We start from the raw sequence: 1,295 nt of genomic DNA, 5'->3' as shown, positions 1-1,295 counted from the left end.
CTGGTTGCGGGAGTAGGATTTGAACCTACGACCTTCAGGTTATGAGCCTGACGAGCTACCGGGCTGCTCCATCCCGCGACACTAGGTTGGCCTATCGCTTACGCTGCTTGAGGCCGGGGTCGGTAATTCTGATATCGTTTAGAGAGAAATGGGCTTTTACTAGGTTTGGCGGTGACCTACTCTCCCGGGGCTTAAGCCCAAGTACCATTGGCGCGGCAGTGCTTAACTTCCGGGTTCGGGATGGGACCGGGTGTTTCACTTGCGCTATGACCACCAAACCGAGGAAAAGCCCATGTCGACTTTCTTGCTGTGCAAGAAAGCGACAGGTGGCAGGCAGCGTATTCGCTTGCGAATGCGCGTTGCCACTCGGTTGTAGTTATCAATCAACACCGTGCACTCTGCGCAGCAGAGTGTCACGAGCGGGAGGCAGCGTATTCGTTTACGAATGCGCGTTCCCGCGTCTTAGTCATCCATGGTCAAGGTCGGTGTATGCTTTGGTCTTGTCTTTCCATTACTGGATCAAATCAAGCCTATCGGGCGATTAGTACCGGTCAACTGAACGCATTACTGCGCTTACATCTCCGGCCTATTGACGTGGTGGTCTTCCACGGCCCTCAGGGAGACCTTGTTTTGAGGGGGGCTTCCCGCTTAGATGCCTTCAGCGGTTATCCTGTCCGATCATAGCTACCCAGCACTGCCGTTGGCACGACAACTGGTCCACCAGTGGATCGTTCACCCCGGTCCTCTCGTACTAGGGGCAACTCCTCTCAAGTCTCCTACACCCACGGCAGATAGGGACCGAACTGTCTCACGACGTTCTAAACCCAGCTCACGTACCTCTTTAAACGGCGAACAGCCGTACCCTTGGGACCTGCTCCAGCCCCAGGATGAGATGAGCCGACATCGAGGTGCCAAACACTGCCGTCGATATGGACTCTTGGGCAGTATCAGCCTGTTATCCCCGGCGTACCTTTTATCCGTTGAGCGATGGCCCTTCCACTCGGGACCACCGGATCACTATGGCCGTCTTTCGACTCTGCTCGACTTGTCAGTCTCGCAGTCAGGCTGGCTTCTGCCATTGCACTCAACGAGCGATTTCCGACCGCTCTGAGCCAACCTTCGCGCGCCTCCGTTACGCTTTAGGAGGCGACCGCCCCAGTCAAACTACCCGCCACGCAGGGTCCCGGATCCGGATAACGGACCGCGGTTAGACATCAAGAGTGCGAAGGGTGGTATCTCAAGGGAGGCTCCACAAGAACTTGCGTTCCTGCTTCAAAGCCTACCACCTATCCTGC

At 56.2% G+C, this 1,295-nt stretch carries 1 tRNA gene and 2 rRNA genes (1 of these 3 only partly in view); all 3 read right to left on the bottom strand.

Annotation, left to right across the window (positions count from 1 at the left end):
- Position 1: 1 nt before the first annotated feature.
- Positions 2–78 (bottom strand) — tRNA-Met (locus RUESEDTHA_RS20730).
- 85 nt (positions 79–163) lie between these two features.
- Positions 164–278: ribosomal RNA gene (gene rrf / locus RUESEDTHA_RS20725) — 5S ribosomal RNA — on the bottom strand.
- 242 nt (positions 279–520) lie between these two features.
- Positions 521–1,295, bottom strand: a 23S ribosomal RNA gene (locus tag RUESEDTHA_RS20720) (it continues 2,052 nt past the right edge of the window).

It is taken from the genome of Ruegeria sp. THAF57 (genome assembly GCF_903914075.1).
GTDB lineage: Bacteria > Pseudomonadota > Alphaproteobacteria > Rhodobacterales > Rhodobacteraceae > Ruegeria.
The sequence above is the reverse complement of the archived record's forward strand: the minus strand, read 5'-3'. Positions and strand labels throughout refer to the sequence as shown.